This window comes from Paenibacillus sp. FSL R7-0189 (assembly GCF_037969925.1).
GTDB classification, from domain to species: domain Bacteria; phylum Bacillota; class Bacilli; order Paenibacillales; family Paenibacillaceae; genus Paenibacillus_AQ; species Paenibacillus_AQ odorifer.
Map to the genome: position 1 here is coordinate 6,045,583 of NZ_CP150223.1, position 25,629 is coordinate 6,071,211.

18 protein-coding genes are annotated in these 25,629 nt (G+C 42.1%); 4 read left to right on the forward strand and 14 right to left on the reverse strand.

Annotation, left to right across the window (positions count from 1 at the left end; all coding sequences use genetic code 11):
* Position 1: 1 nt before the first annotated feature.
* From MKY63_RS26440 to MKY63_RS26460, 5 genes are all read right to left on the reverse strand, one after another.
* The gene (locus MKY63_RS26440) at positions 2–841 is read right to left on the reverse strand and encodes a carbohydrate ABC transporter permease (protein WP_076302063.1); all 840 of its coding nucleotides are present in this window, start codon (positions 839–841) and stop codon (positions 2–4) included.
* Positions 841–1,740: a sugar ABC transporter permease gene (locus tag MKY63_RS26445; protein WP_339810424.1), complete on the reverse strand. Its 900-nt coding sequence runs from the start codon at positions 1,738–1,740 to the stop codon at positions 841–843. Before MKY63_RS26445 ends, MKY63_RS26440 begins: the two co-directional genes overlap by 1 nt.
* A gap of 57 nt (positions 1,741–1,797) precedes the next feature.
* Positions 1,798–3,153, reverse strand: a complete 1,356-nt coding sequence (locus MKY63_RS26450) for an extracellular solute-binding protein (protein WP_339174215.1) — start codon at positions 3,151–3,153, stop codon at positions 1,798–1,800.
* A 219-nt stretch (positions 3,154–3,372) separates the two neighbouring features.
* A complete protein-coding gene (locus MKY63_RS26455) occupies positions 3,373–3,702 on the reverse strand; it encodes a hypothetical protein (RefSeq protein ID WP_339174213.1) in 330 nt (109 codons plus the stop codon).
* A 110-nt stretch (positions 3,703–3,812) separates the two neighbouring features.
* On the reverse strand, positions 3,813–4,022 hold the full coding sequence (locus tag MKY63_RS26460; RefSeq protein ID WP_339174210.1) for a hypothetical protein: 210 nt from the start codon (positions 4,020–4,022) through the stop codon (positions 3,813–3,815).
* A gap of 154 nt (positions 4,023–4,176) precedes the next feature.
* Here MKY63_RS26460 and MKY63_RS26465 point away from each other — a divergent pair, with 154 nt between their 5' ends.
* Positions 4,177–4,623, forward strand: coding sequence for an OsmC family protein (locus MKY63_RS26465; RefSeq protein ID WP_339174208.1), 447 nt, complete (start codon positions 4,177–4,179; stop codon positions 4,621–4,623).
* Positions 4,624–4,744: 121 nt separating this feature from the next.
* Entirely contained in the window at positions 4,745–6,637 is a 1,893-nt protein-coding gene (gene shc, locus MKY63_RS26470) for a squalene--hopene cyclase (protein ID WP_339810427.1), read from the forward strand.
* Between the two features lie 967 nt (positions 6,638–7,604).
* Here the strand turns inward: shc and spoVB are convergent.
* Entirely contained in the window at positions 7,605–9,161 is a 1,557-nt protein-coding gene (gene spoVB / locus MKY63_RS26475; protein ID WP_339810430.1) for a stage V sporulation protein B, read from the reverse strand.
* A gap of 470 nt (positions 9,162–9,631) precedes the next feature.
* Between spoVB and MKY63_RS26480 the strand changes: the two genes are divergently transcribed.
* On the forward strand, positions 9,632–13,111 hold the full coding sequence (locus MKY63_RS26480) for a glycoside hydrolase family 2 (protein ID WP_076316235.1): 3,480 nt from the start codon (positions 9,632–9,634) through the stop codon (positions 13,109–13,111).
* Positions 13,112–13,200: 89 nt separating this feature from the next.
* Here MKY63_RS26480 and MKY63_RS26485 read toward each other — a convergent pair whose 3' ends face one another.
* The 8 genes from MKY63_RS26485 to MKY63_RS26520 all read right to left on the reverse strand — a co-directional run bounded on the left by MKY63_RS26485 (position 13,201) and on the right by MKY63_RS26520 (position 24,389).
* Complete coding sequence (locus tag MKY63_RS26485) at positions 13,201–15,990, reverse strand: glycoside hydrolase family 3 C-terminal domain-containing protein (RefSeq protein WP_076099272.1); 2,790 nt, start codon at positions 15,988–15,990, stop codon at positions 13,201–13,203.
* 180 nt (positions 15,991–16,170) lie between these two features.
* Positions 16,171–17,652, reverse strand: coding sequence for an Lsa family ABC-F type ribosomal protection protein (locus MKY63_RS26490; protein ID WP_036677916.1), 1,482 nt, complete (start codon positions 17,650–17,652; stop codon positions 16,171–16,173).
* 300 nt (positions 17,653–17,952) lie between these two features.
* Positions 17,953–18,861: an NAD(P)/FAD-dependent oxidoreductase gene (locus MKY63_RS26495; protein WP_038570935.1), complete on the reverse strand. Its 909-nt coding sequence runs from the start codon at positions 18,859–18,861 to the stop codon at positions 17,953–17,955.
* Positions 18,862–19,140: 279 nt separating this feature from the next.
* Entirely contained in the window at positions 19,141–19,653 is a 513-nt protein-coding gene (locus tag MKY63_RS26500) for a DinB family protein (protein WP_076099273.1), read from the reverse strand.
* A 412-nt stretch (positions 19,654–20,065) separates the two neighbouring features.
* A complete protein-coding gene (locus tag MKY63_RS26505) occupies positions 20,066–20,611 on the reverse strand; it encodes a CueP family metal-binding protein (RefSeq protein WP_076274460.1) in 546 nt (181 codons plus the stop codon).
* 211 nt (positions 20,612–20,822) lie between these two features.
* Positions 20,823–21,689 carry an SDR family oxidoreductase gene (locus MKY63_RS26510; RefSeq protein ID WP_076141649.1) on the reverse strand — a complete coding sequence of 289 codons (867 nt, stop codon included), beginning with the start codon at positions 21,687–21,689 and terminating at the stop codon, positions 20,823–20,825.
* Between the two features lie 196 nt (positions 21,690–21,885).
* Positions 21,886–23,637: a HAMP domain-containing sensor histidine kinase gene (locus MKY63_RS26515; RefSeq protein ID WP_076274459.1), complete on the reverse strand. Its 1,752-nt coding sequence runs from the start codon at positions 23,635–23,637 to the stop codon at positions 21,886–21,888.
* Positions 23,634–24,389: a response regulator transcription factor gene (locus MKY63_RS26520; RefSeq protein WP_036677929.1), complete on the reverse strand. Its 756-nt coding sequence runs from the start codon at positions 24,387–24,389 to the stop codon at positions 23,634–23,636. The genes MKY63_RS26515 and MKY63_RS26520 overlap by 4 nt, the downstream gene beginning before the upstream one ends.
* A 191-nt stretch (positions 24,390–24,580) precedes the next feature.
* Between MKY63_RS26520 and MKY63_RS26525 the strand changes: the two genes are divergently transcribed.
* A complete protein-coding gene (locus MKY63_RS26525; protein ID WP_076274458.1) occupies positions 24,581–25,612 on the forward strand; it encodes a M23 family metallopeptidase in 1,032 nt (343 codons plus the stop codon).
* The last annotated feature ends 17 nt before the right edge of the window (positions 25,613–25,629 follow it).

Sequence of the window (25,629 nt, forward strand, 5' to 3'; positions counted from 1 at the left end):
TTTAACCCTTAACTGCCCCGGCAATAATGCTTTTTTGGACTTGATTACTTAGGAACAAGTAGATAATGATCATGGGTAGTGTAGCCACAACCATTCCTGCGAACATAGGTCCAAATTCTGTGGCATAGGCACTTTTAAACGAATTGATGGCGACGGTAATTGTTGCTAAGTCAGGATCATTAATGAATGTATTGGCAAACATCAGTTCGTTCCAAGCGGATAAAAAAGTAAAGATGGAAGTGGTTACGATAGCCGGCTTTACAAGCGGAAGCATAATACGGAAAAAAACCTGATAAATATTGCAGCCGTCTACAACGCTGGCTTCTTCCAACTCCCCTGGCAGCGCTCTAAAGAAACCAATCATGATAAAGATTGTAGTAGGAAGTGCACTAACGGTATAAGGAATGATTAAGGCCCAAGGCGTATTCAGCAAGCTTGTCATTTTTAACATCTGAAAGACAGGTAGCAGCGTAGCATGAACGGGGATCATCAATCCCAGCATGAAGAAAGTAAGCACCACATTATTAAGCTTCCACTTCATTCTTGCGACAGCAAAAGAAACCATTGCCGATAACAGAGCAGAAATAATGACAGTTACCGTTGTATACATAAGGCTGTTCAAAAAGTTACGTGCGATATTCCCCTTAAAAAGTGCGTAGTCGTAGTTCGCCCACCGCCACTCATTAGGCAAGCCCATCACATTTGAGCCTGTAATTTCTATGTTTGTTTTAAAGGAGGAAAATACAAGCCACACGAGCGGATACAGTTGAATAACTGCGAAGATTAGAAACGCAATCTGCAAAACAACCTTTGGCCAGCGGCGGTTATGTGTTGTTGTCATTAGCTCTCCTCCTTATCATCGTAGGTTCTGATCAGTTTTTGTAGAACTAAGTAGAAAAAGAGACATTCCACAACCATAAACACGGCCATCGCGCTGCCGTACCCATACATATTGCGATTAAAAATCGACGAATACATCAATGTACTTGGAACACTAGTTTCCGGTGTAGGGTAGCCATTGGTCATAATGAAGACTAAATCGAAAAACTTCAATGATCCCAAAACAGCAAATATGACGCATACCTTCAGGATCGGTGAAATAAGTGGAATAGTGATAGAGAAGGCGGTTCTTATACTTGATGCTCCGTCAATTTTCGCAGCCTCGTACAAATCTTCAGGAATCCCTTTGATGGCAGCGTACATTAGAAGCATATGGTAGCCGATATATTGCCAAACGATTGGAATCATAACACTTATTAGTGCAGTTCCGCTTTCCGTTAACCAATCATGTGTCCAGGAGGACAAGCCTAATTGATTGAGTATCGTATTCAGCAAGCCATATTCAGGCTGATAGATTTTCAGAAACATAACCCCGATGACAGAGGAGGATACCAAGACTGGAATGAAATACAAAGTACGATACAGCTTTTCACCCCACACCCCTCTGGCAAGAACCAGAGCGAGCACCAGAGCTATCGGAAGTTGCATGAAAACAGAAAGAACTGCCAGATACAACGTATTAAGTATCGAATGATTAAAATCCATGCCGTACGTATCTGCAAAAAATAAATCCTTATAAGAAGCTAAACCAATAAATTTAGCCGGTTGTATCCCATCCCAGTCCAGCAGACTGTAATACATAGACTGAAGGATCGGGAAAAAACCAACAAGAATGTATAAAATCAAAGCAGGAACAACAAATACGGTGATAGCCTTTTTGTTTCCGAATACTTGATGCATGCTTCACTCCACCTTAAATCGATCAGGCAGCGAACAATTCTCGCCGCCTGACGCAGATTATTGTCCTTGATTGACCTTGCTCTGTAGTTCTTTCGTGTAGTCTTCAGGTGTTGTTTTTCCGGCGACGAATTTCATCAGCGAACCAAACATAGATTCAGTGTCATTACCATTCAGCATTTGATCCCACCAGTAGGAGAAACCAGTTGCTGAAGAGGACAATTCACCAATTTGCAGAGCCAGTGGATTCATTTGAGAAGTGTCACCTACATCAACTTTCCATGCTGAGGAGCCTGAACCAGCCAGAAATACTTCTTTAGACATGGTCTCAATAAAGAACTTGTATACTTCCCATATTCTTTCCTTGTTTTTCAGATCGGCATTGAGCACGAATGTTTCACCCGAACCTCCGAACCACTCGTCAGCATTTCCTTTCCCCCCTGGAATAGTTGGGAATTTAATCGGCACCACTTTACCTTTGACCAGAGAGTTGTCATCTTCAATCTGTCCGTTGACCCAAGCGCCCATGAACATCATAGCTGCTTTGCCTGATAGGAACATATTTGTCGCGTCATCATAAGAAGTTCCAACAAAATGTTTGCCGAAGGAGTCCGCATCAATCAATTGTTTGTATTTCGCAGCAGCTTCTGTGAATTCAGGTGTGTCGAATGATCCTGTTTTCGTTAAAGCAGCATTTACAGCATCCACGCCTGCCATCCGGATGGCTAGAATCGCGTTCCATTGCATTGCTGGCCATCTGTCTTTAGCCCCAAGTGCAATCGGCTGAATGCCTTTTGCTTTTAGTGCTTCAATCGCAGCAACAAGCTCATCCCATGTTTCCGGAATTTTTGCTCCTGCTTGCTCAAATAGTTCTTTATTGACGTACATTTGAGCAGTAGCTATATTGATCGGCAAACCGTAAAGCTTGCTATCGAAGATGAAATTGTCTGTCGTACCTGGTACGATTTGGTCCAGCGTTCCATCTTTTGCGAGATCATCAATGGACAGAATCCGGTTCCCCGCTATAAATGGCTCAGAGAATCCACCACCCCAGGTGTAAAAAATGTCGGGCAGTTCATTGGCTGCTGAAGCCGCTTTCACTTTCGTTTTATAAGATTCGCCTCCAACACCTACATGCTCGATTTCTACATTAGGGAATTTAGCCTTGGTTGCCTCAAGTGCTTTATAAAAACCAACAAACCCGCCGTCTTTAGAATTTGGATCCGCGAATTGGGACCACATGGTAATCTTGAGCTTCTCTTCCGACACAGGTGTTTTTCCCGTATTGCCTGCGTTTGCATTAGCCTCAGAATTCACTTTATTCCCGTTGTTCCCACCACAAGCAGTGATAAGCATGGACATAGCCATCAACACTGTTAAAGTTAGGTTAATCCTTTTTTTGTTGACTTTTTTCATTCTTTTTCGCCCCCCTTTTTATATTACTTACAGGACTAATTATATAAATCAATTTATCGAGTGAACATGAAAGCGTTTTACTTAATGATGTATTCTCTTTACATTAGACATTTTTCTTTATTAGCTACACATAAAGAAGACCTCTGATTTCTTCAGAAGTCTTCTTTTTTCATTCATATCAAAACCTAGGGCATGAACACCTCTATATAGCTGAGTGGCTTAGGTTCTATCTTCTCTATTATTAGAAGTTATCTCATGAATCTGAAACATATGTATGAACTCATCGATGATCGCTTCCGTAGCTTTTAGTTCACCACTAATGACTTGTTTTGTCGTTTCAATCTCTGACTCTTTTAGCTGCTGCTGCAACGCCGAACGATTAATCATTAGCTTGTCCAAAAATGCGATAGCCCTAGCACGACGAAAGGTCTGAGCGCTTTTGTGAGGATGCTCCGAACCCTCCTTGACTCCATTTATATTCATTTCTCCATGCTCTCCGTATTCTCGATGCTCGTTATAACCGTGCTTTTCTATGTGTCCTTCGCGCATAATTATTCCCTCCTCTAATTCCACTTACAAATCCATAACCCATTAATAAGACCGAGCAAGATGGAAGCCGTCTGACTCCTTATCCCAAATAATGTATATACCATCTTCACCTATATACTCACAACCGGCTTTAGATCTCCATGTGATGAGTTATTAATTATAGCATTGTATAGATCCTCAGTTACAGGATAGGGTGCAAGAAGAAACGGTTTGATTTCTGCTTTCCATCTACGCTTTATCCCATCGTCTCTTAATTCTATTTCTCCCCCTAAAATTTGCAACCTAGGATAGTCCAAATAGCTCTCAATTTCGGTCGACACTCTAGTTGCCTCCTAACTATTATTTTAATCATGTATTGACGGGTATACAGAATAGAACTATAATCTATACAATTCCTAGAAATATACTATGAATTACAAAAAATAAGAAACATTAAATCATCCTTAGTTTGTCCACAAGAAGGAGTGTAAACACATGCCAAATGTTCAAACTTTCAAAGCAACTGCTCATTTGCAAGACGGCGTAAAGGTCGTTACTAATGCAAGACAATTCGAGCTGGTCATCGATGAACCGACAAGTCTTGGGGGCACAGATACAGGAATGAATCCTGTTGAAGCTTTGCTCGCTTCTTTGGGTGCCTGCCAATCCATTGTAGCTCGGGTCTACGCCTCTAAATTTGAGGTGGAGCTTGAAGATTTCAGAGTAGATGTGGAAGGTGACTTGGATCTCGACGGATTCTTCAACCGCTCTGAAGTACGTCCTGGCTATTCCGATATTCGGTATACATTCTACATAAAGACTCCATCCCCTGCTGAGAAGGTCGAACAGTTCGTACAATTTCTGGAGAGCAAATGCCCTGTAGGTGACACCATTGCAGCTCCGGTTAATCTCAAGCTAAATCGTATTGTGATTAAAAATTAACCGTTTAATAATGCTAAAAGAGCTGCAAAGTTGCGTAAAAGCGACTAAGCAGCTCTTTTTCATGTCCTGTTCTCCGACTTCATATAATGTTAAAAATGATGCCTTCGGAGGAACCCAAAAAATGACGGATATACTAAGTAAAGTAGATGAAGAAATCGAACGTTTGTCAACGTTCTTGCTACAACAGCAGAAGGATGACGGCTCATGGCATTTTTGTTTTGAGAACGGGATTGTGATCGATGCTTATATGATCATTCTCTTTAGGGTGTTGAACCTGCAGAATGAAACGCTCATTCGGCAGCTACATGATCGCATTCTTGATGCACAACAGCGAGAGGGTTGCTGGCAGTTATATAAGGACGAAGAAGCTGGGAACTTATCCACATCAGTCGAAGCTTATTATGCCCTGCTCTATTCTGGATACAGTAAGATAACAGACGAGCCAATACTGCGGGCTAAACGTTATATACTGTCTAAAGGTGGATTAGGCAAAGTCACAAGTATCTTAACTAGAGTCATACTCGCTGCAACGGGTCAAAGCAAGTGGCCTTTAGCAATTTCTTCGATTCCACTGGAGGTGCTTTTGTTTCCCTCTTACTTCCCTATTAACTATTTCGAATTCTCTGGCTACTCTAGGGTACACCTCACTCCTATGCTCATTATGGCCGATCGGCGATTTTCGATCACTACAGCCCATGCTCCTGATCTGTCAGATCTTATAGAGACACGATTGGATACAGATGAATCGTCTACCCGTGGATATCAGGAAATGCAGGATGTTATTCAAATGGGTTTGAGCAGATTACTCGGGAGTCCACACTACATACATGAAGCTGCCAAAAACAAAGCGGAACAATATATGCTCCAGCGAATCGAATCCGACGGTACCTTTTACAGCTATGCCAGCAGTACAATTCTTATGGTTTTTGCCCTGCTTGCTCTCGATTATGATCGGCAGCATCCAATAATTACACAGGCCATTCAAGGTCTCACCGCACTGCAATGCCAATCAAATCATAATACTACAATTCAAAACTCTCCATCTACAATATGGGATACAGCGTTAATCTCCTATGCTTTACAAGAGGCTCAAATTCCGGTTGATCACAAAGGAATAAAACACGCTGCATCTTATCTTCTGGATAAACAGCATCATAAACCTGCTGATTGGAGCATCCATAATCCGGATACAGTTCCCGGTGGATGGGGATTCTCTGAGTCTAATACAAACAATCCGGACGTAGATGATACAACGGCAGCCTTGCGAGCCATCCGAAGCTTATCAACCATTCACCCTTCATATCTGGAATCATGGAATCGCGGACTGAATTGGGTCCTATCGATGCAAAATAACGACGGCGGCTGGCCGGCATTCGAAAAAAACACCAATAAAGAAATGCTCACATGGCTCGCTATCGATGGTGCTAAATCTGCAGCCATTGATCCTTCGGAAGCAGATCTTACCGGACGAACTTTGGAGTTTCTCGGAAACTTCGCTGGTTTAAATACACAACACGAGTTCATTAAAAGGGGTACAAAATGGCTGATTCAACATCAGGAGAAGGATGGTTCGTGGTATGGAAGATGGGGTGTTTGTTATATTTATGGCACTTGGGCATCATTAACAGGCCTGCAGGCTGTTGGGCTGCCTATAAATCATGATACATTGCAAAAAGGAGTGAAGTGGCTTCTAAGCATTCAGAACTCGGACGGCGGTTGGGGAGAGTCTTGTCACAGCGACCGGCTACTACAATATGTTCCTTTAGGAGAAAGCACACCTTCACAAACCGCCTGGGCACTTGATGCGATTATCGCCGTTCAGCCAGAGCCAACAGCTGCGGTGGAAAAAGGACTTCAAAGACTAATTACGTCTATTCATGAAGAGGATTGGAAAACTTCTTATCCCACTGGCGCTGGTCTCCCCGGTAATTTTTATTCCAATTATCATAGTTATCAGTATATCTGGCCACTACTCACACTGAGTCATTACAGAAAAAAATACGGTCAAGGATAGTACTCGGTAATACTCGGTAATAACTAGCGTTGTCCTGCTCCACTTCTTAACTGTCTCGAAAAAGCTTGGATCGCCAGAGCAGCAATCGTCCGTTACTGGAGAATCCCGTTGCTCTGATGTTATGAATCGAGAGATGAATGCTTTTGTCCGTTGCACCTACCTAAATCACCCAGTCTTGATCAAGCATAGAGCTTTTCGGACCCAGAAAACGCTATTTGCTTGTTTTTAGGCTTTTGAGTTAAGTTACGGACTCCAGTGAAACTATTCCTTAAAAAGAGAGTCATTTCGGGTTTTATTCATGGTAATAACTGCGATGGGGTCCGTTAAAATTCCAAATGTAAGCTAAATCTGCTCATAAGCTCAGCTGTGTCCGATAGCAAATACGTGTGCGCAAAATGTTACCTAATCAATCCAACTTGCCATATGGATCATCCCTATAGGAATTACTTAAATTACTTATGAGCTAGCTCCATTTTTGCATGTGAGTCAATCGAGCATAGTTAGCATAAAGCTAATTAGAATCAGGCAGCGATCTCCGATAATCAAGGATCGCTGCCTGATATTTTGGATCACTGGCGTTTTGCCTGAGCAATTAAGACTGTAACGTCTGATATCCCCACTCCGTATATTTGTAGCGCAAGATTTTAACGGAAGCTATTAAGTAACTGCATTTTATACACTTAATCCATATTGCTAGGGAATAACTTCGACTTTAACTGCATTCTATACAATTAAAATCAAGAGAAATCACCTAGAAGCCTTAATCTCATGAGAATAGATGTATGAAATACAGCTATTTTTAATGCACAACTATTTTGAACGATTATAGCTGCACAAAATACAGTTAAACACCTCGCTGCTCCCCATCCATTACCTTCATCCGCCTCCATACGGGTACACAGAGGGTTGCATCATTACTAAGTTTACTTTTTGGAGCACGGTACCGGAATATCAGAAATATTCCCTTTCAAGAAACAGGCGTAATCGTTGGTGGTTTCGGTGCTCTTTCCCAAGCACGGGTTACCTGCAATGTTGCTGCATAGGTGATTAACGAAACGAGCAACGCTCCGAACAGTTCAATGATCTGCCCCAGGTCCAATCGTTCCAGAATTCCGTGAGCCGCCAGTCCGCTAAGCGCCATGACAATTCCTCCTACTCCCACCTTAAATACAATACGAAAGTCAAAATAAAATCCGATCGTTCCTGCCACAGATAAGAAATTCAACAGTGTCAGCAGCAAGAGTCCCAGTCCGAATCCCATGGCCACCCCTTCGATTCCAATATTAGAACCTAGAACAAAGATCGCAATCACTTCGAAAATATTCGTAAGAATATGATTCCACATAACGGTTGATGCTTTCCCCAAACCAAGTAAAATCGCTTGCAGTGGCGCTCCGAAATAATAAAGAAAAAATAAGGGGGCAATTAACCTTAACAGCTCGCCCGCTTCTGGCGAATGATAGATCATAGTTGTTAAGGGTACAGCCCACAAGTACAGGATGATTGTACATGGGAAACCTACTATAAGCGCGGATCGCATAGCCATATCCATCCGATTATGCATAAGCTTGCTATTGTTGCTCACACTTGCTTCGCTGATCGCCGGAATTAATGCAGTCGACAGCGATTGTGTGAAGAAGCTGGGGAGAAACAACATGGGAAGAGCATAACCCGCCAGAAGTCCGAATTGCTTGGTTGCCATCTCAACACCTACACCAAACAGTACTAGACTTTTCGTAATCAGCAGTGGTAGAAAGGCATGATAGAGCGAATGAATAAAACCGCTGCCTGTCATCGGTAAGCCGATGCGCAGCAAATCTCTTAACGTACTATCTCCTTTAAGTGAAATTCTTGACGGTGGTGGTGGAGAGGTTTTGATCTTACCTCGATTAGCCCATTTGAAAACTGCAAACAAGTAGAGCAAACCAAAACCTTCTCCAACAACGGAGGCAGCCATTGCGCCAGCAGCTGCATAAGCAATACCGTAGGGCAGCAAAACGTTGACAACACCGATAATAACAATGATTTGCGCCAGATTCTCAATAATATCGGAAAAGGCAAGTGGGTTCATGTTCTGTTTTCCACGGAAATAACCTTTCAGTACAGCAGACATCGCAATAATTGGAATGATCGGCGTAATAGCAACCATAGCATAATACGCCCGCTGATCGGCCAAAAAAATCGATGCGATCCATTTGGAGCCAAATAGAGCCACTAAAGTTAATATAATACTCAACGTACCCGTAATGCTTAAGGATACAGTGAGAATACGCTTTACTCGCGCTTCATCCTGCTTAACCTCAGCTTCCGATACAAGCTTTGAAATCGCAACAGGAAGCCCCAGCTCTGTCAGCGTAATAAATAAGGGAAGCAGTGGATGAGCAATCATAAGCAGCCCTACTCCCTCTGCTCCCAAAAAACGTGCCAGCAAGACTCCGTTCAAAAAACCAAGCCCTTTTGTGAAAAATGACGACACGGTTAATATGAACGTGCCACGAATAAAACTTTGTTTACGCATCCCCATTTATACGCATCTCCACCTATGGTTTGTCCTGTCCTTCTTTCTAACTTATTCGAACAAACACAAGTACATGCAGACAAGTATTTGTAAAGTATTTAATCAGCAATAAGCCGCCACATCTTAGTTGGTATACCAGGCAATTTCCCTCACTTTCATTATCTTCTGTAGCAAAAACATTTTTCATAGACCAGAGATACTCCTCTGTATCGCTCATTAGTACTGTTTTTGTATAAATTTCATCCTCCGCAATAAAAGATATATTAAGAAATAAATAGATAATTTACCAATGACATGTTATCATTTTGAATGCGATTTCAATAGCTTTGTTATAACGGTTTTTTTACTCTTCTTCGTGAATGTCTTTTTGCAAAATCTTTGATATGATAAAAAAGAATACAAAAGGCTTTACGGAAATCATTCACATCGTTAATAACCACTTCTAAATTTTCCAAAGATAAAGGAGAACTTCATTCATGAGTCAGAAAACAAGATTAAATAATGACTGGTTATTCAGCAAACAGCCGCTTAAGTCTACTTTAGAATCGGTGATAGCAGCTGATTCGGAATGGATCGACGTAACTTTACCCCATGACTGGCTTATTTTTGATACACATAATCTATATGAAAGCGGAGAAGGCTGGTACCGTAAAAGCATAGTTATAGATGAGCACGTGCCAAATAGCCGTGTGTCGCTTCGTTTTGAAGGCGTATACATGGACTCCACTCTCTATGTGAACGGCCATATCGCAGGCGTCTGGAAAAATGGATACTCCACTTTTGAATTAGATATCACGCCATACATTATTGAAGGTGTCAACGAAATCTATGTTCAAGTGGTTCATGAGTCTCCTAACTCACGCTGGTATTCCGGTGCGGGCATCTATCGGAGTGTATGGCTGAAGACGTATCCAGGGACACATATTGTGCCTGATGGTATTTATATCTCTACTCGCAAAAAAGAGGATGCCTGGAATGTTGAGGTAGATACCGAAGTATTGTGCAATGATCTATTGCAAAGCGCAAAGCACTACATAATTCGTCACAGTATACTAGATGCTTCAGGAACTTGTATCTCTCATGTAGAAAATGAAATCCCAGTACAAGTCGGGTCTGCTGTACCCAGCTCTGCCCTCTTATCCATCAATAATCCAATGCTCTGGGATATTAACCAGCCTTACTGTTATAACCTAAAAACGGAGCTGTTAGAGAACGAACAAGTGATCGAGGAAGAAGTCCAAACCTTCGGATTCCGTACGATGGAGTTTGACAGCCAACAAGGTTTCTTATTGAATGGCCGAAAGGTGAAGATTCATGGCGTATGCCAACATCATGATTTGGGATGTTTGGGGGCTGCGGTGAATAAAACAGCTCTAAAAAGACAGATTATCCTCCTGCAGGAGATGGGCGTAAACGCTATTCGTACGGCCCACAATATGCCAGCCGTTGAATTGATGGAACTAGCCGATGAGATGGGCGTGCTCATAGTTTCCGAAGCATTCGATATGTGGGAACGCAGTAAAACTCCTTTTGACTACGCCAGATTTTATCCGGATTGGTGGAAACAAGATATTGCCAGCTGGGTACGCCGGGATAGAAATCGCCCCTCCATGCTCATGTGGAGTATCGGAAATGAAATATACGACACCCATGCCGATGAACGCGGCCAAGAGTTAACCATAGAATTACGTGATCTGGTGCAGGTTCATGACCCTAAAGGAAATGCAGTGGTTACTATCGGTTCCAACTATATGCCTTGGGAGAATGCACAGAAATGCGCAGATCTAGTGAAGTTCGCAGGGTATAACTATGCCGAAAAATACTATGATCAGCATCATGAGGAACATCCAGACTGGATTATTTATGGCAGTGAAACATCGTCTACTGTACAGAGCAGAGGCATCTATCACTTCCCTTTTGCTCAGTCTGTATTGTCTGACGATGATGAACAATGCTCAGCTTTAGGAAATAGCTCCACTAGCTGGGGTGCCAAGAACACAGAAGCTTGCATCATTGCAGATCGTGATGCGACCTACTCACCGGGACAATTTATTTGGACTGGATTTGACTATATCGGGGAGCCGACCCCGTACTTCACTAAAAACTCGTATTTCGGTCAACTGGATACCGCGGGATTCAAAAAGGATTCCTATTATATTTATCAAGCAGAATGGACGGATTACAAGGTCGCCCCGATGATTCATATTTTTCCATACTGGGATTTCTCTGAAGGGCAGCTTATTGATGTGCGAGTATGCTCCAACGCACCACAAATCGAATTGTTCTTTAATGATCAATCCATGGGCACTTTTAACATTGACCATAAACATGGTAAAAAGCTGCTTGGGGAATGGCAGCTCCCATTTAGCGAAGGTACTCTACGAGCAGTCGCTTATGATGAACACGGAGTACAGATCGCTGAAGATACGGTAACTTCTTTCGGAGATTCAACTACTGTGGTCATGAAGCCTGATAAAACTCAGATCACTGCTGACGGATCGGACTTGGTATTTGTTGAGATCTCGACCCTCGATCAAGAAGGACGTCCCGTGGAGAACGCCAATAATCGTATCCAAATCTCTGTAGAAGGACCGGGGCGTCTTGTTGGTTTGGATAATGGTGACAGCACTGACTACGATTCATATAAAGGAACAAGTCGCCGGATGTTCAGTGGAAAATTGCTTGCAGTCATTGCCTCTTCATTGGAGCCAGGTAAAATCGTTGTACGTGCATCTTCCCAAGGCTTACAGTCCGCTGAGCTTACACTGACTGCCGAAGCACGAGAGCTAGATCATTCTAAGGACGAAGAGCTTGTACTTTATCAGCATTCGTCACAATCACTATCGGATGTGAGCGAGTTATCCCAAGACTATTTATCAGATGAAATTCCCGTTCGCAAGCTGGAAATCATATGCCCACAAGGAAATCAACTAACGAAGGACACCCGAGCACTTCCGGTTCGTGTGCAAATTCATCCAGAGAACGCAACCTATCAGGAAATTGAATGGCGAGTTACGAATGCTGCCGGCATTGACGCCAATATAGCCGTTCTTGAGGCAAATGGGCATGAAGCAGTAATATCGGCTTTGGGAGACGGAGACGTCTATGTACGGTGTGCAACGAAAAACGGTGCAGATCAAGTGCGCCTGTACTCGCTTATGGAATTCCATATTCGAGATATGGGAGCGGCCTTTTTGAATCCTTATGAGTTTGTTTCCGCTGGTTATCATAGCAATACGAGCCGGAACTTAACAAATGGGAATGAACGCGGAGTGGCTACTGCAAGAGAAGGTGAAAGCTGGATCTGTTTCGACAACATCGATTTCGGTGATTATGGAGCTACTGAACTTACCCTTCCTATCTTCGCGCTAGATAACGATAAATATACGATTGATATATGGAAAGGTACTCCGGATGCTCCAAACGCAGCTCTGCTGACACAGGTAACCTATCAAAAACCTTCTATATGGAATGTATATCAAGAGGAAACCTACTCATTACCTGAGCGAATAAAAGGTGTCACCACCCTTTGTTTTGTTCTTCATAAAAAGATTCATCTCAAGGGCTTTCAGTTTAACAAACCTTTAAAAGCGTACGAACAACTTAACGTTCTGGAATACAATCAGATTTATGGGGATTCCTTTACACTGGCAGATGGACAAATCAAAAATATTGGTAACAACGTCTCTCTCATCTTTAAAGATATGGACTTCGGTGATACTGGAAGCACTAAACTAACCTTATGCGGGCATTCGCCTATCGATAAAAATACTCTGCATATTCTATTTAGCGGACCAGAGGGTGAAAAGAGACAGCTTGTGGAGTTTACACAGTCAAGTGATTATTGCGAAAGAGAATTTGTGTTGGAGCGCGTAACCGGTCCACAAACCGTCACCTTTATATTTCTACCGGGGAGCCAGTTTGACTTTAAGTGGTTCCAGTTCCAAGTAGAATAAGGTAGTTTCAACTTTAAACTAATCGCTTACCAAAAGAAAACCCTGCGCATTAGCACAGGGTTTTTCCTTTAACTTATATTTAGAGCTACTTAGTCAACTTTATTAAATTCGATCCAGTCGATCTGTAAACCTGGTTTAATGAATTCCAGTTTCATTTCATAAAGACCTGCTTCGAGTTCTACTTTCACAAGCTTTTGTCTAATCCATTGACCTTCTGTCCCGTTGGTTTGAATGGTTGTCATCAATTGATCATTCAAATTAACATTGCATGCACTTTGAGCCAGCTCAGGCTCTGTTGACATGATATGCACGAGGATCCGATATTGACCAGCTTGGCCAACTTCAAAGAAAGTCGATCCTTCAACGGCTGGCTTAACCTGTGGATTTTGAGATAAAGATTGTACTTGTTCTGCAGTAAGTGAAGGATTGGCCTTAAAGGACTCAACCGTTTCAATAATTTGCTGTTTTCTCGAGAATACTGGAGCATATATGATGAACTCACAAATATTCATTGCAGAACGTTGCAGCTCTCCTCTAGTCAAAGATCCATTTTCCAAGGATTCAATGGTGTTGTCATTCCATCCATTAATTTCGGCGCCATAGTTAGCTACAACCATGTACAGGTCATTTTGTGCACGGACCATCCAATTTGTAAATTTCCGGTCTGCAGCTCCACCATTAACGACATCATTCATGATGGCCCACCAGTCTGTCATGACAATACCTTTGAAGCCCCATTCTCCGCGGAGAATTGTAGTGTTCAAATCGTAATTTGAAGCGGCCCAATGTCCATTAACAGGGTTATAAGAGGTCATAATTGAATTTGCCCCACCCTGCTTCACAGCAATTTCGAAACCTTTCAAATAAATCTCGCGAAGCGCACGTTCCGACACAACAGCGTCAACCTTACTGCGATGTTTCTCCTGATTATTGCAGGCAAAATGCTTCAGTGTGGCATTAGAGCCACCTTTCATAATCCCACGTGTACATGCAGCGGCAAACACCCCAGAGATCAAAGGATCTTCAGAAAAATATTCAAAGTTGCGGCCATTAAGCGGGCTGCGACGAATATTCAGACCTGGTCCAAGCAAGGTGTCTATGTTGTTTCTTACCAACTCTTGTCCTTCTAACACATACAGCTCTTCGACTAATTCGGCATTCCAAGTAGCTGCAAGAAGCGTTCCGATCGCAACCTGAGTCGCTTTTGCTCCACTATCCATACGAATTCCTGAAGGACCATCTGCCGTACATGCAACAGGGATTCCTAAGTTATATAGACTATCACTTACTCCTCCAAATGCAGAAGCTGTACCCGGTGTAACTAAAGGACTGCTCATGCCTTCACCCCGGACAATGGCAGCCAAGTCATCGTCACTAAGCTGGGCAATAAAAGCTTCCATACTAACTTTTTGTTCAAATACATCTCTTAATTTATGCCCTTGATTGCCTGTCTGGGAGATCGTTGTTGGTAGATTGCTCTCGATCCGTTCTGCTAACGAAATCTTGCGTGTTGGAACCTCTACATACAGAAGTTCATACGAACCGTCTGCATTTTGAACGCCAGGTTGCATTCTTGTAAAGCTTTGCGTTGGTGCAAGAGCTTCTTGTAACTGTTCCACAACTTGAAGAGTTTCCACGACATAGCCGCTATTCCCTTCAACCTTGACTTCCTCCACTTTTTTAACACTCGTTCCCGCAAACACGCGGTACGTGCCTTCTTCTAGCACATAAGCAGAAGCATGCCCTGTCACACCAGCGTCATCATAGGAAGCCATAGAATGAACAGGAAAACTCACAGTAAGACGTTGAGCTTCGCCTGGCTGAAGGACTTTTGTTTTTGCGAATGCTGCCAAAGCTTTAGCAGGCTGTCCCAATTTTCCTTGTGGAGCTTCATAATAGACCTGAACGACCTCTTTTCCAGCAAAGGTAGTTCCTATATTGGTTACGGTTACGCCGACTTCAACATTTAGTTCGCCAGCTTTGTTAATAAGTTTTGCTTCTTCTGGCTCGAGCTTAAACTTGGTATACGATATTCCATAACCAAACTCATATTGAACCTTTTCTGGGCAAAATGTCTCGAAATAGCGATAACCAACATAGATATCTTCCTGATAAAGGTTTGTAAATTCATTGCCGTAGTTATGTGTTGACGGGTAATCGTTGATGGAATATGCGATCGTGTCTGTTAATTTACCGCTTGGAGTCACTTCTCCGGCCAGCACGTCCGCAATTGCATTACCACCTTCCATTCCCCCCTGCCAAGAGTAGATGACAGACGAAATCGGATTTTTATAGCTTTCATCGTTCAGCCAGCTCATATCAATAATATTAGAGACGTTCAGTACAACAATCGTTTGCTCAAAATATGTAGTTACCTGCTTCAGCATCGCCTTTTCATCAGCTGTTAGTTGGTAGCTCCCTGAACCATCGACATTATCCTGATCTTCTCCTGCTGTACGTCCGATTACAATGATTGCTTTGTTCGATTTTCTTCTAGCCTCTGCTACCAATTCGTCGGATAAAAGCATTTCCTTCTGGTTCCATGGCTCTGCAGCCCAAACGCCGCCACCATTATCAAATGGATTTTGCGCAATCCACTTCTCATATACTGCTGCCAAATCTTCGTTGACCGTAAGGTTCTTTTTACTGCGAAGACCGCCTAGCAGGTTGGTCGTATAAGTAACATGAACACTACCGCCCGAACCAGTACCACTGCGATAATAATTCACTTGAGTTCTGCCAAATACAGCAACATTATCATTTTCACCAAGCGGAAGCACCTGATGATCATTCTTCAACAGTACCGCACCTTCAGCGGCTACCGTTCGGCTAAATTCTGCAAAACCTTCTAATGGAATTCCCACACTCTGTGTACTCAACTTGTTTCCTCCTGTTGTTCAATTCTATAGGTTGTTTCTTTAGGCATCAATTACATATCATAAAGTTTAACTATACCATTATAGTACATTGGATAACTGTAATATATATAATAATTATCTTTATTAATATAATAATATTGGTCTGTTAGAGTTGGAAATTTTCAATCGATGTTAAAAATATCAGCTAAGTTCAATGATCTTCGTGGCAACATTATGGCAAAATTCGCGATCATGCTCCACAAAAACGAGTGTTGGGGTATATTCAAGCAATAGCTCTTCAATTTGCATACGTGAAATAACATCAATAAAATTAAGCGGTTCATCCCAAATATACAAATGAGCTTTTTCACTAAGACTTTTGGCGATCAGGACTTTTTTCTTTTGGCCGCCACTGTATGTGGAAATATCCTTATCAAATTGAATTCTGGAGAAATCAAGCTTTCGCAGAATAGATTTAAAAAGACTTTCATCTATCCCATTCTCTCTAGCATAATCTGTTAAATCGCCCCGTAGATCTGAAGTGTCTTGTGATACGTAGGAAATGATAAGCTGGCTATCCTTAGTGAAGGAGCCGGTATAATCTATCTCCTCACCGCAGATCAATTTGATGATACTTGATTTCCCGGAACCATTTTTACCCGAGAGTGCTATTCTCTCCCCCTGCTCAATGGTAAAGCTTACTTCTGAACATACCCTTTTCTCTCCGTAAAAAACCGAAACATTGTCCAGCTCCGCAAGATGACGTTTATGATAAGCAAGCTGCGTAATCTCTAAGTTCTCAGAATTTTCAATATTTTTAAGAAGCTTAGACTTTTCGTTGATGGCAGATTGCTGTCTTTGCTCGATGGCTTTAGAGCGTTTCATCATTTTAGCGGCCTTGTGCCCAACATAACCTTTATCTAACTTAGATCCAGAATTTCTAGTTCCGTTTTTAGTTTTTTCCACCTCATGTGACCAGTTACCTGTCCGTTTAGATGATGCTGACAAGCGTTTGATATCTCTTCTAAGTTTTTCGTCCTCTGCTAACTCAAAGTTATCTTGTCTGACTTTATTCTCCCACCAGCTAGAAAAATTGCCCTTTTGAATCTCTATATTAGTTTTATTAATCGATAAGATGTGATCCACACAATTATCTAGAAAGGATCTGTCGTGAGAGACCAGAATATATCCACTTTTTGAATTGAGGTAATCACTGACAAGCTTTCTTGCCGTCATATCCAAATGATTTGTAGGTTCATCAATCAACAGGAAGCTATTTTCCTTTATGAATAATGTGGCTAACAGCACTTTCGTCTGCTCTCCGTTAGACAATGAATCAAAGGGACGATATAACACATCCTCAGAAACCTTTAGCAAAGAAAGCTCACGCATTAACTTCCAATGAATATAATCCGGAAAAATCTCGCTGATCACATCTATGGTGTTAAGCTCCTTGTTATTCACCTGAAAAGGGAAATATTCAAAGCTGACATGAGCAGAAATATTACCGCTGTATTCATGCTTTCCAAGCAATAAGCTAAGAAATGTAGTCTTTCCTCGACCATTTCTCCCTGTGAAACCTAATTTCCAATCGGTATCGATTTGAAAGTTTACGTTCTCAAATATGTTATCGTAGCTGCCTTCATAGGCAAAGGTTAGATTTGTGACATTTATTAATGACATAAAATAATCCTCCTGTATTTTAAAAAATAAAAGCCACAAGAAAGTTACTTTCTTGTGACTCAAATAAATACAGCAAATCCAGCCCCAAATGGAGTTAGATATGGATATATTTTCGAGTGAAAAGAAGTAGTAACTTTCTTGCATACAAAGAATAAAACAAACGAAATAAACCATTGTTGTTGTTTTATTCATCATAGGACGCAAGAATAATTACTACACTATACTTTTCAACTCCGATCATTAATTTGTAATTATGTTATCATGCATACTTATTATTTTCAACTTCCTACCCATAATTCGTTAAAAAAGTTCAAATTCTTCTTCTGTAAGATCCATATTTACACTCATAGCTGTCCGACTCCCGTCAGCCGCGGCAAACACTAGCTGAGAAGGCATAAAATAAGAAACATCTCCAGCCGAATATAATCCTGGAATCGAGGTTCTCCCCGCACCATCTGTGCTAAACCCACCAGAATCATTCCGCTCTACAGCCAAATGATCTACGATCGATGCCGTTTGGATCAAATTCGGAGCAATAAACCCTCCCGTTCTTATGATCTCAGTACCATCCGCAAAACGAACCGCCTGAAGTTGCCCGTCATGACCCATAAAAGAGGAAACTAATGATTCTTTGACTACAACCCCCTTGGCCTCAAGACTTTTTTTCTGTTCATCTGAAAGGAATGTCTTGCCGTTCGTGCAGATAACCAAATCTTTACTCCAATTGAGCAGCATCTTTGCCATATGAAAAATATGTGGATTTTCGCAAACAACGACAAGGGGTTGATCTCGTAATTCCCAGCCGTCACAATACGGGCAATTAAACAGACTTTTTCCGTATAATGGACGTAGGCCCTCTATCTCAGGAAGGACCTCCTTTAACCCAGTCGCCAAAATCAATCTGCGAGCTTCAATGTGACGACCAAACGAATCAAGTACTGCAAATCCAGAATCATTTTTGTTAATCGAAATAATCTCAGTCTGGATATGCTCAACTGACGGATAACGTAGTACCTCCTCATACGCAATACGACGAAACTCGGCTGGTGTAACCCCGTCTCTTGTAATAAAACCATATGACGCATGGGTAACAGCATTTCTTGGCTGATTATTATCAATTAAAGCTACTTTTCGTCTTGCCCTACCAAGAACAAGGGCTGCGTTCAAGCCTGCGGGTCCACCACCAACAATAATGCAATCGTAAATCATATGAATCATCTCCTATATGCAGATATTAAAGACTCTTTTTGTCTATTATTAAATCAAAAAAATATCTGTTACATCATAGATTTAATGAATCTATAATATCTCCAAATTAACTAAAGTGTCAACCCAAACCTCCCGATCCTCCATGAGTTTTATTTAGTGTAGTGCTAGAAAAAAGCAAATAAGCCCATTACCGTATGTTTGGAAGTAACTTAATACTCCAATATATAAGGTAAGAGCTATATCTTGAACTTACTTGGCAGTGTAGGGCTTCCTCACTAATCAAACTTCCCCGTTTGCTAATTCTAATTCATCAGCCGAGGGTCCATAAAGACCAGGTACCGGCACGTCAAGCAGCCGCAAATATACTCCAAGCTGTGCCCGGTGGTGAACCATGTGATTCAATCCGATGGTACGAAGCGCAGCAGCCCGGGTCTGGCGACGGATGATCTGCTCCCCGTTCCGCAAGGTCCACTCGGCGCCGAGCATCTCCACATTGCTTGCAGTAATTAATTCCTCAATCTCACGAGCTTTCAGGTCGAACTCTTGTAGAACCGCATCGGGACTCTCCAGTGCTTCTCGTCGGTATGCCACGGATGCCAAATCAAACTCCGAGTAAAGAAGAATTGCGGATTGCCAGCTCAGAAGGTTAACGAGATGTGTGGCCAGCCCACCCAGGCTCATTGACTTAGAGTGTGGTTTCCATGTCATATGCTCCTGAGGCAGCTTCTCCAGTATCCGACGCGTACCAGCCAACTCCTGCAAAACATCCCCAATGATCAGCTCTTTAACCATTCATCTCTCTCCTCTCTTCTGTAAAGCAATTTCTTTTGATCATTCGTGTGATACTTTTGTTCCTTTTCCCAAACAGTTTCTAACTCTCCGCTGGATCGGACCGTGGGGCTCTTATTTCGAAGATTTATGGCATTTCACCAGGTTATCGGACCCAGATGCAGCTATTTCCCTAAAAACACTCCGATTCTGTGCCATTATAAGCCAATAAGAGCTATGCAGTCCGATAAGCTTGAAAAATGCTGCGAAAATCTAAAATAGCTGCAATAGAGTCCGATACGATGGACATTTGGCGAAAGTCCGACACAGAATACATCAGAAGGAAGATCAGATTGGACTATGAATAACGAATTCGACATCGCTTAAGAAACATCCTCCTGAGCATTCGCTTTCCAAGTCTTCTCTCTACAACTTTTTAGATACTTTCTGCCAATTGCATAGTGGTAACACATGTATTATCACTCTTAAAAGTGGAAAGTTCAGATTTTGCTGCTTTTCCGTCCTGCTCAATGGTTACGTTATATTTTTTGTCCCGGGGCAACCAAAGATCAATAAATCCGTTAGATAGCGATTTCATTTCTTTATCCACAACCACATTGCCTTCGCTGTCTTCGATATATACTTTAAACTCATCATCCGTTAATTCCCCTTGGCAGCCGGTCAAGCTATGTGTAGCGCAAGGATGCGTATTCTCCACATATGGAGCTATAGAAACAAAAAACTCATCTTTAGGCAAGTCGTAAGTTTTCTCTTTATTGTTACTATCGGTTACAATAAGTTGCTCAGAAGTGATAGAAGCGGACAGGTTTTCCATACTGCTTGAACTATATTCTTGCACTAATTGCTTAATGTCGGTTGTATCTTGTGCTGAGGGCGTATCCTTGTCGATACCTCCCAATAACAAATACGCACCTAATGCAACAACCGCCGCTCCAGATACCAGCAAGATATTTCTTTTCATTTGTAATCATCTCCTTCGCTTATTCGCCAGATTATGTACTCTCTCAGAGTATCTTCCATTTCTTTTAGTATAACTAGTTAAACTAAACTAACACAATTATGAACAAGGCAAAATAGTGAAAAGTTATGTATTTGATTCATCCTCTATCAACACAAAAAAGGCCTCCTCACTGGTTTTTCAACCTCGAGGAAGCCTTTTATCTTTTATATTATTATGCTTGTAAATTACCGACCATAACACGAATGACATCCGCAAGAGGAGTAGCTGAACGTTTCAGCAGTTTCTCTAAATCGCTACTTTCAATATTAAGCCAACCTTCACGAATACCACGTTGTATAGCTACAACTATTGGAAGCGCAGCTTCTGGGACACCCACCTCCGACATGGTCTTGGCATAAGCCTCGTCGTCAACCTGGATTACTTTGATTTCTTTACCGATTACAGTGCCTATGATCTCAGTCAATTCCTCTTGTGTTAAAGGTTTGCCAGACAATTCATACACTGTGTTCTCATGTCCGTCACCTGTCAGTACATTAGCTGCAGCTTCTGCATAATCTCCGCGTGTAGCCCAGCCAACTTTACCGTTCCCTGCTGAAGTCACCCATGGGGCACCTGCTAGAGCGCCTTGAATGGAGCCGATCTCATTCTCCAAATACCAGTTATTACGGAGGAAGCTGTAAGGAATGCCTGTTGCGCGAATAGCTTCTTCGGTGATGCGGTGAACTTCAGCAAGAAATAGTTCACTCTTGTCTGCTTGTCCTACACTTGTGTAGGCAATGAAGCCAACGCCTTCTTTTTCCGCAGCAACAACAGCTGCTTTATGTTGACGAATCCGGGTTTCATTATCACCATCTGCGGAGACAATTAATAGTCGATCCACACCGGCAAATGCTGATTCCAGCGTCTCAGGTTGATCAAAATCACCATGACGGACTTCTACTCCACGCGCCTGAAGATCACTTGCTTTTTCTGGGTTCCGCACACTAACTACAAGATCACCTGCGGGTACAGTTTTAAGTAAAGCTTCTATCACCAATGATCCGAATTGACCTGTTGCTCCTGTTATTGCTATTTTCATTTTTACTTCCTCCTCAAATTAGGATGATAAATTTATTTTTAACCACTACCTGTAACTATTGTAGTTACAATCAGTTTAGATGTCAACTTATTTATGATCCCAACTCTGGCTGGATAATACGCAGAAGAATTAAAAAACTATATTCACAACAAAAAAACCACCGTCATTTCCGTTAGGAAAAACGCTGGTTCTATGATCAGCTCCATATCAACTTAATAATGGTCCCTTGTCCAGGGCTACTCTCAACAGCAATCCTGCCCTCCATACATTCGATTAATCCCTTGGAGATCGCCATGCCAAGGCCAGATCCGTTGGAGCTAGATACGGTGTCCGTTCCTCGATAATAACGTTCAAATAGACGGTTAAGTGTGACTTCATCCATTCCATCGCCATCATCGGAAAATTGAATAGTAAATCCACTGTCCTCATCATTCATAGTAAGCGAAACCGTTAAAATCGTATCTGAGGGGTTATGAAGTAAAGCATTCGCAGTCAAATTGTTGACCACCCGCTCTAGCCATGGAGTATACAATCGAGCTCTCACTTCGTTTGGTGCCGGCACAAATATAATTCGTTGCTTCCCGTATTCGGGATTTGCAGCAGCTTGATCAAGGGCTTGATGTAGCCAGGTGTTCAATTCCACCTCCATCAGCTCTGGTGGCTTGATCCCTGTTTTTAGCCGATAGGTCATGGCAAGATCACTAATAAGCATGTCCATATGGGCTGATTTATCCAGCATAGTCCTTGTAAACTTGCGAACTTCCTCTTTCGACCAATCATACGAAGGCTCCGCCAGTAAATGGGCATAACCAGTTATAGAAGATAAAGGAGTTTTTAAATCATGAGTAACACCTGCGATCCATTCTTCCCTCAAATTCTCTGTTTGTTGCCGCAACGCTTGATCTCTCTGCAAATTAGCAGATAATTTCTCTATGGATACCATAACATCAGAAAAAACCCGGTATCTCCGTCTCCATTTACCTACGTGTGTTCGACTACGACGATTTCCTTTACGGTCCATAGGCTCTGTATATATGGCTTTTCCAATGGAATCGAGCCATACAAGCATATGCAGCATTGGCGCTCCAAACCTATGAGCTTGCCATAAAGAAAGCAATATAAATGCAAGCAATAAAGCCGCGAGCATTGCTAATGAGCCTTTAATAACAATTTTAACCTCTTCAGGTACCCATACCTTTTGGCCTGTATCTGCTCCCTTTACGTTTGGTTGTCCAACGATCCATGTTTGGCCGGTTTGTTTATCAAAAGAAGATCGGACATGATAGCCGTAACGTTCACTGTAGAGAGTGCGTAGTGCTAGCTCTGGCACTGAGTACTTGGTGGGAATCATCTTTGGCCTATTATAGGAGAGCAGCTCCGTACCCGATGAATCAATGAGTTGAACAAAAGCCTGTGATGATTTAATTTCTCTTTCAATCGAATCAGGCAGAACCAGATCTCCATCTACTGCATCAAATGTACCTTCGCTCATTTTTTTTAACAGAGGATCTAGTATATTTGGCGCGCCATAAAGAAGCGTGAATTGTCTCCCATTTTTCTCTTGAATCCATACAGCCAGAGTATACGGAAAAGGCTGAGTCCCTGTCCAATAGGCGACTACTTCACCCGGTCCATATTGAATTGGGACATCTTTTGGAGTGTTGTAGGCACTTTCAACTTTTCCATTTTCATCGATGTTTTGCAGCCAGCCCTTATTCTTCTTCACTTGCTCCAGCAAGCTCGGGGAAAATTGAATGCCCTTCTCATCAATTTTGGAGGATTCAACCAGTTGCTCTAAGCCAACATTAGCAAAATCACGCGTAATACTGATATCGAGAAAACGCAACAGCATCCAAGTAAACGTTACTGCTGCAATAGCGAGAACAACCATTCCCGTAATTGCTAGCTGTAGAACGAACCTTACCGTTAACCGGCGTTTGATATTCATGGCATGGACAACTCCTGGCGGTCTACCTTCACCAGCTTATAACCAAGGCCCCTAACGTTAACAATAAATTTTGGATCGGACGGGTCTGCTTCGATACGTTCTCTAATTCGATGAATATGAACCATGACCGTATTATCATCACTCAGTGCTTCATCGCCCCATACTTTCTCATATAACTCACTTTTGCTGAAAATCTGATTGGGATGTTTGCATAGGAAGACCAGCAGTTGAAATACAAGTGCCGGACAAGCAACAGACTGACCCTCTACCAGGAGTTCTCCCGCTGTCTCATCTAGCTTAAACCTTCCGTAATCATATACATTTGCAGATTTATGGGGGACTATTTCTACACTCTTGCCAGTAGCCTGTTGGTTAGCAGAAGCAAAGTATCTCCGCAGCTGTGCTCTTATACGAGCCACCACTTCAAGCGGGTTAAAGGGCTTAGTGATATAATCATCTCCACCTATAGCAAAGCCCGTTAATTTATCGAAATCAGACGTCCGAGCAGTCAGAAAAAGAATAGGAGCATCCGTCGTCTGCCGGATAAAAGGGCAGATTTCGATGCCACTTCGTCCGGGCAGCATTACATCCAGCACAATTAAATCATATTTTTTGGATTCACAGGCACTTACTGCTTCTTCACCTGTTTGCACTGTATCTATATTGACGTAGCCTTCCTTACGCAGCACTGTCTCCATAATGTCTAAAAGTGATACCTCATCATCAACCAATAAAATTGAAGCCTCATTCATATAAATTTTCCCTTTCACAATAGACGTTTTTATCATCATAGCATGATTTTTTTGGCTAGCAATCTTACTAATCTTAACGGAAGCTTAATTCGTATTCATTAAATAGCTAGTAAATTATGTAAGTGTTAATATAGAATTTCAGAAGAGCTAAGGATAGACTGCTACAATCGTAATACTGGGAGGCGATATATATGTACAAAAAACCTAAAAAAATCATTCATAAAGTTATTTTGAATACAAGAACTGCCTTGGCTGTAGGGTCACTGTCTTTATTAATGGCTGCCTGTGGAGGAGAGAATGCTGATGTGCCGACTACTGAAAAGGCGGAGCAGACAACAAACCCGGCCACAGCTGCCATTCTGAGTGGATTTGCTCCAGATGAACTATCAAAGATTCTACTGGACGGGAAGTACAAGGAGTTGTATGCCCGCTTTAACCAGCCTTTAAAAGATGAAATAAGTGAAACAGAATTAACAGAGACAGGAAAAGAATTCACAAAGGGTATCCATACATTGGAAAAGGCATCGACCATGCAGCTTAATGGATTTGATCGACGCACATGGGTTAGTGATGCTGGCAATAAGGGGCTCGTCGGGATGTTTGATCCGGATGGGATGATTACATTAATTCAAGTTCAAGAGCTTACCCCTTCTCCTGAAACCGACAATGTACTAAGTAAACATGAATACGCGCTGCCGTTTGAGGGGGATTGGTATGTGTTTTGGGGTGGCGAGAATGTGCTTGTGAATTATCATTATGAGTTAGAAATCCAGCGTTACGCTTACGATTTTATCCAAACCAAAGATAACTATTCCTATAAAGGAGACCCACTAAGAAATGAAAGCTATTATGCCTTTGGTAAAAAAATTCTCGCTCCAGCGGACGGCACCGTTGTATCGGTTGTGAATGACATTAAAGACAATGAGCCAGTTGGGGTCATGAATCCGAATCAAGCTACCGGAAATATCGTTGTCATTGATCATGGCGGGGAATATAGTCATTTGGCGCATCTCAAACAAGGGTCAGTTACTGTAAAACCGGGGGATAAAGTCGAAAAAGGGGAGGTTATTGGCTTAACAGGTAATTCTGGTAATACGAGCGAGGCCCATCTACACTTCCAAATCTCAGATGGAGCTGATCTATTCACTTCCCGGGCAATCAGAGTTAAATGGGAGCAAGATTTAAAACCAATTCAAGGCGAGACTATTTTCGCCGCTAATTAGCGCTAAATTCCGGGTCG

Bases quoted from the DNA above. Each gene is read 5' to 3' on its own strand.
- MKY63_RS26440 (WP_076302063.1), bottom strand. From the start codon at position 841: ATGACAACAACACATAACCGCCGCTGGCCAAAGGTTGTTTTGCAGATT.
- MKY63_RS26445 (WP_339810424.1), bottom strand. From the start codon at position 1,740: ATGCATCAAGTATTCGGAAACAAAAAGGCTATCACCGTATTTGTTGTT.
- MKY63_RS26450 (WP_339174215.1), bottom strand. From the start codon at position 3,153: ATGAAAAAAGTCAACAAAAAAAGGATTAACCTAACTTTAACAGTGTTG.
- MKY63_RS26455 (WP_339174213.1), bottom strand. From the start codon at position 3,702: ATGCGCGAAGGACACATAGAAAAGCACGGTTATAACGAGCATCGAGAA.
- MKY63_RS26465 (WP_339174208.1), top strand. From the start codon at position 4,177: ATGCCAAATGTTCAAACTTTCAAAGCAACTGCTCATTTGCAAGACGGC.
- shc (WP_339810427.1), top strand. From the start codon at position 4,745: ATGACGGATATACTAAGTAAAGTAGATGAAGAAATCGAACGTTTGTCA.
- spoVB (WP_339810430.1), bottom strand. From the start codon at position 9,161: ATGGGGATGCGTAAACAAAGTTTTATTCGTGGCACGTTCATATTAACC.
- MKY63_RS26480 (WP_076316235.1), top strand. From the start codon at position 9,632: ATGAGTCAGAAAACAAGATTAAATAATGACTGGTTATTCAGCAAACAG.
- MKY63_RS26490 (WP_036677916.1), bottom strand. From the start codon at position 17,652: ATGTCATTAATAAATGTCACAAATCTAACCTTTGCCTATGAAGGCAGC.
- MKY63_RS26495 (WP_038570935.1), bottom strand. From the start codon at position 18,861: ATGATTTACGATTGCATTATTGTTGGTGGTGGACCCGCAGGCTTGAAC.
- MKY63_RS26500 (WP_076099273.1), bottom strand. From the start codon at position 19,653: ATGGTTAAAGAGCTGATCATTGGGGATGTTTTGCAGGAGTTGGCTGGT.
- MKY63_RS26505 (WP_076274460.1), bottom strand. From the start codon at position 20,611: ATGAAAAGAAATATCTTGCTGGTATCTGGAGCGGCGGTTGTTGCATTA.
- MKY63_RS26510 (WP_076141649.1), bottom strand. From the start codon at position 21,689: ATGAAAATAGCAATAACAGGAGCAACAGGTCAATTCGGATCATTGGTG.
- MKY63_RS26515 (WP_076274459.1), bottom strand. From the start codon at position 23,637: ATGAATATCAAACGCCGGTTAACGGTAAGGTTCGTTCTACAGCTAGCA.
- MKY63_RS26520 (WP_036677929.1), bottom strand. From the start codon at position 24,389: ATGAATGAGGCTTCAATTTTATTGGTTGATGATGAGGTATCACTTTTA.
- MKY63_RS26525 (WP_076274458.1), top strand. From the start codon at position 24,581: ATGTACAAAAAACCTAAAAAAATCATTCATAAAGTTATTTTGAATACA.